Below are 4,757 nucleotides of genomic sequence, written 5' to 3' on the forward strand. Positions count from 1 at the left end.
CCCCCCGCCGCACCGCCACCGGCGCGGCCGCCCTCTTCGGCGGCGGCCCGCGCAGCGCCGCCGACCACCGCGCCGCCGCCGAGGCCTTGGCCGCCCAGAGCCGCTGGACCGCGGCCGTCCAGGAACGCATGCGGGCCGTCGTCCGCTCCCTGGAGGAGCGCACCGTGCTCGACCCGCGCCCCGGCCGCACCGCCGACGAGGCCGCAGCCGAAGCCGCAGCCGCCCTCCCGGACCACGCCGAGGCGCTGCGCGCGGCGGCCCGCGCCTTCGACGACGTCACGTACGGCGGCCGCCCCGCCCACGCCGAGATGTACGACCGCCTCCGGACCCTGGACCTCGCCCTGACCCACGCGAAGCCCCGCCTGACGGGCACCCCCTCATGACGCCCCCGGACCCGGCCACCCCCGCACACGGCGCACGCGAAGCCGCCCCGCGCGCCGCCGCGCCTCGTACGGCCCCCGGCGCCCCGGCGGCGGGAGCGGACACCGGCGAGGCCACCGGGCCCGGCGCCACCGGCCCGAAGGCCCGTACGGCGGCCCCCGCCCCCACCCCCCGCACCGTGTGGCGGCGGAGCCGGGGACTCCTGATCTGCCTCGGCATCCTGATCGTCGCCGCCGTCGCGCTCGCCGCCCTCACCACCGGCAGCCGGCACGGCCGGCTCGACCCCCGCTCCGCCGACCCCGACGGCAGCCGGGCCGTAGCCGAACTGCTCCGCGCCCGCGGCGTCACCACCCGCGTCGTCACCACGGCCCGCGAGGCCGCCGCCGCGGCCGGCCCCACCACCACCCTCCTGGTCACCGACCCCGACCGGCTCGGCGAAAGCGAACTCCGCGCCATCCGCTCCGCCATCGACCTCTCCGGCGGCCGCACCGTCCTGCTCTCCCCCGGCAGCCCCAGCCTCCCCGACCTGGCCCCGGCCGCCCGCACCAAGGGCACCGCCTTCGACCGGAACCTCGACCCCGGCTGCACCCTGCCCGCCGCGCTCTCCGCGGGCCGCGCCGCCACCGGCGGCGACCACCGCTACACCACCGACGGAGCGACCGGCACCGCCTGCTACCCCAGCGGCGGCCACCCCACCCTCCTCGTCCTCCCCTCCGGCACCACCGGCGGCGACACCGTCCTCCTCGGCTCCGAGACGATCCTCCTCAACAAGAAGCTCGCCTCCGAGGGCAACGCCTCCCTGGCCCTCCAACTCCTCGGCACCCGCCCCGACCTCGTCTGGTACCTCCCCTCCCCCGCCGAGGCCCAGGACGAGGACCCCGCCCGGGAACAGAGCTTCCTCGACCTTCTCCCCCGCGGCTGGAGCTGGGCCCTCCTCCAGCTCCTCACCGCCGCCGTCCTCGCCGCCCTGTGGCGCGCCCGCCGGCTCGGCCCCCTCGTCACCGAGAAGCTCCCCGTCGCGATCCGCGCCTCCGAGACCACCGAGGGCCGCGCCCGCCTCTACCGCAAGGCCGGGGCCCGCGACCGCGCCGCCACCGTGCTGCGCGCCGCCACCCGAGAACGCCTGGCCGCCCTGCTCGGCGTACCGCCCACGCAGGCCCACGACCCGGCGGCCCTGCTCCCGGCCGTATCCGCGCGCCTGACGGAGCGGCAGCCGGACCTGCCCGGCCTCCTCTTCGGCACCACACCCACCACGGACGCGGCGCTCGTCGCGCTCGCCGACCACCTCGACGCCCTCGAAAGAGAGGTCCGCACCTCATGACGGCCACCACGGACAGCGCCCGCTCCTCCCTGGAAGCGATCCGCACCGAGATCGGAAAGGCCGTCGTGGGCCAGGACTCGGCCGTCACCGGTCTCGTCGTCGCCCTCCTGTGCCGCGGCCACGTCCTCCTCGAAGGCGTACCCGGCGTCGCCAAGACCCTCCTCGTACGGGCGCTGGCCGCCTCCCTCGAACTCGACACCAAGCGCGTCCAGTTCACCCCGGACCTGATGCCCAGCGACGTCACCGGCTCGCTGGTCTACGACGCCCGCACCGCCGCGTTCTCCTTCCAGAACGGCCCGGTCTTCACCAACCTCCTCCTCGCGGACGAGATCAACCGGACCCCGCCCAAGACCCAGTCCTCCCTCCTCGAAGCCATGGAGGAGCGCCAGGTCACCGTCGACGGCACCGCGCGCCGGCTGCCGGAGCCGTTCCTCGTCGCCGCCACCATGAACCCCGTCGAGTACGAGGGCACTTACCCCCTCCCCGAAGCCCAGCTCGACCGCTTCCTCCTCAAGCTCACGGTGCCCCTCCCCTCCCGCGAGGACGAGATCGGCGTCCTGACCCGGCATGCCGCCGGCTTCAACCCGCGGGACCTGGCGGCCGCGGGGGTGCGCCCCGTCGCCGGCGCCGCCGAACTCGAAGCCGCCCGCGAAGCCGTTGCCAAGGTCTCCGTCTCCTCTGAGATCACCGGCTACGTCGTCGACGTCTGCCGCGCCACCCGCGAATCGCCGTCCCTCACCCTCGGCGTCTCCCCGCGCGGCGCCACGGCCCTGCTGGCCACCGCCCGCGCCTGGGCCTGGCTCACCGGCCGCGACTACGTCACCCCCGACGACGTCAAGGCCCTCGCCCTGCCGACGCTGCGCCACCGCGTCCAACTGCGCCCGGAGGCCGAGATGGAGGGCGTCACGGCCGACGCCGTCATCACCGCGATCCTGTCCCACGTCCCCGTCCCGCGCTGATGGCCCTCACCGGACGCGCCGCCCTGCTGGCGGCCCTCGGCAGCCTCCCCGTCGGCATCCTCGAACCGAGCTGGACGGGGATGCTCGCCGTCAACGGCGCCCTCGCCCTGGCCTGCGCCGCCGACTACGCCCTGGCCGCCCCGGTCCGCCGGCTCACCCTCACCCGCTCGGGCGACACCTCCGTCCGCCTCGGCGAACCCGCAGAGGTCCACCTCACCGTCGGCAACCCGGGCACCCGCCCGCTGCGCGCCCGCGTACGCGATGCCTGGCCGCCCAGCAGCTGGCTCCCGGGCACCGAGACGGGCGCCTCCCGCCACACGCTGGTCGTCCCGGCCGGCGAACGCCGCCGCGTCACCACCCGGCTGCTCCCCACGCGTCGAGGGGACCGCAAGGCGGACCGCGTCACGATCCGCTCGTACGGGCCGCTCGGCCTGCTCGCCCGCCAGGGCACCCACACCGTTCCCTGGACGGTCCGCGTCCTGCCGCCCTTCACCAGCCGCAAGCACCTCCCCTCGCGCCTGGCCCGGCTGCGCGAGATGGACGGCCGCACCAGCGTGCTGACGCGCGGTGAGGGCACCGAGTTCGACAGCCTCCGCGACTACGTCCCCGGCGACGACACCCGCTCCATCGACTGGCGGGCCACCGCCCGCGGGCACTCGGTCGCCGTCCGCACCTGGCGGCCGGAGCGCGACCGGCACATCCTGATCTGCCTCGACACAGGCCGGACCTCGGCGGGCCGCGTCGGCGACGCCCCCCGCCTGGATGCGGCCATGGACGCGGCCCTGCTGCTGGCCGCCCTCGCCTCCCGCGCCGGCGACCGCGTGGACCTGCTGGCCCACGACCGCCGCACCCGCGCCCAGGTCCAAGGCCGCTCGGCCGGTGACATCCTCCCGGCCTTCGTCAGCGCCATGGCCACGCTGGAACCGGAGCTCGTCGAAACCGACGCCCGCACCCTGGTCTCCACCATCCTCCGCAACGCCCCGCGCCGGTCGCTGGTGGTGCTTCTGACGAGCCTGGACGCGGCTCCGATCGAGGAGGGCCTGCTGCCGCTGCTCCCCCGGCTCACGCAGCGCCACACGGTCCTGCTGGCCTCGGTGGCGGACCCCCGGGTCAAGGAGATGACGCGCTCCCGCGGCACGATCGACGCGGTCTACGAAGCCGCGGCGGGCACCCAGTCCCAGACCACCCGTCGCCGCACGGCCGAGCAACTGTCCCGCCACGGCGTCCACGTGGTGGACGCCACCCCGGACACCCTGGCCCCGTCCCTGGCCGACGCCTACCTCTCCCTCAAAGCAGCGGGCCGCCTCTAGCTCGGATCCGCTCGGGTCATCGCCCCGGCTGGATACGCTGGTCGGGGTACCTATCAGGAGGACACCATGGCCGACCTCACCCCGGAGCAGTTGCGCCGCATGCACGACTTCGCCGAACAGCTCGCGGAACTGGCCGAGCACCAGGAAGATCAATGGAAGGTGCAGACCACCGACGGTCAGATCTTCCTCACGATGATGAGCCCCACGGCGCCGCACGGGCTCAATGTGGTGCGGTTGCGTCGTCAGATCGAGGCCCAGACCCCAGAAGTCATGGCCCTCAACGACACGAACATGGGGGATCCTCAGACCGGCCTGACCAAGGTCCCCGATCTCATGGTCATCGCGGAGGAAGACACGGACGACACTGCCAAGGTCGTCAACGCCCGCGACGTCCTGCTGGTGGTCGAGGTCGTCTCACGGACGAACTCACTCACCGACATCCGCGACAAGCTGCACGACTACCCAAGGATGGGAGTGCCGCTGTACGTCATCGTGGATCCCCGCAAGGACAAGAAGTCCGTCACGGTGCACAGCGACGCCTCGGCCGGTCCCGACGGTACTCGGTATCGCAAGACGGTCCCCTACGCCTTCGGCGACATCGTCACCGCCGGCCGCTGGACGCTGGACACGAGCAGCCTCAAAAGCTATCCCGCCGACTGGTGATGCGGATGACCACGCCCTTCCGGGCACCCGACCCGGCCCGTAAACGCAAAAAGCCCCGTACCGGATACCCGGTACGGGGCTTTTCACAATGATTGTTCGGCGGCGTCCTACTCTCCCACAGGG

5 protein-coding genes are annotated in these 4,757 nt (G+C 74.3%); all 5 read left to right on the forward strand.

What is annotated here, in order from left to right; genetic code table 11:
• Nucleotides 1–383, forward strand: a 383-nt coding sequence (locus ACS04_RS21960; protein WP_048478423.1) for a DUF4129 domain-containing protein, incomplete at its 5' end; no start/stop codon positions are given.
• Nucleotides 380–1,702, forward strand: a complete 1,323-nt coding sequence (locus ACS04_RS21965; RefSeq protein WP_078865123.1) for a DUF4350 domain-containing protein — start codon at nt 380–382, stop codon at nt 1,700–1,702. The genes ACS04_RS21960 and ACS04_RS21965, both read left to right, overlap by 4 nt.
• Complete coding sequence (locus tag ACS04_RS21970; protein ID WP_048478424.1) at nt 1,699–2,661, forward strand: AAA family ATPase; 963 nt, start codon at nt 1,699–1,701, stop codon at nt 2,659–2,661. Before ACS04_RS21965 ends, ACS04_RS21970 begins: the two co-directional genes overlap by 4 nt.
• Nucleotides 2,661–3,971, forward strand: a complete 1,311-nt coding sequence (locus ACS04_RS21975; RefSeq protein ID WP_048478425.1) for a DUF58 domain-containing protein — start codon at nt 2,661–2,663, stop codon at nt 3,969–3,971. The genes ACS04_RS21970 and ACS04_RS21975 overlap by 1 nt, the downstream gene beginning before the upstream one ends.
• Before the next feature lie 66 nt (nt 3,972–4,037).
• Nucleotides 4,038–4,634, forward strand: a complete 597-nt coding sequence (locus ACS04_RS21980) for a Uma2 family endonuclease (RefSeq protein ID WP_053080879.1) — start codon at nt 4,038–4,040, stop codon at nt 4,632–4,634.
• Nucleotides 4,635–4,757: the final 123 nt, after the last annotated feature.

This window comes from Streptomyces roseus (assembly GCF_001044425.1).
Taxonomy (GTDB): Bacteria; Actinomycetota; Actinomycetes; order Streptomycetales; family Streptomycetaceae; genus Streptomyces; species Streptomyces roseus.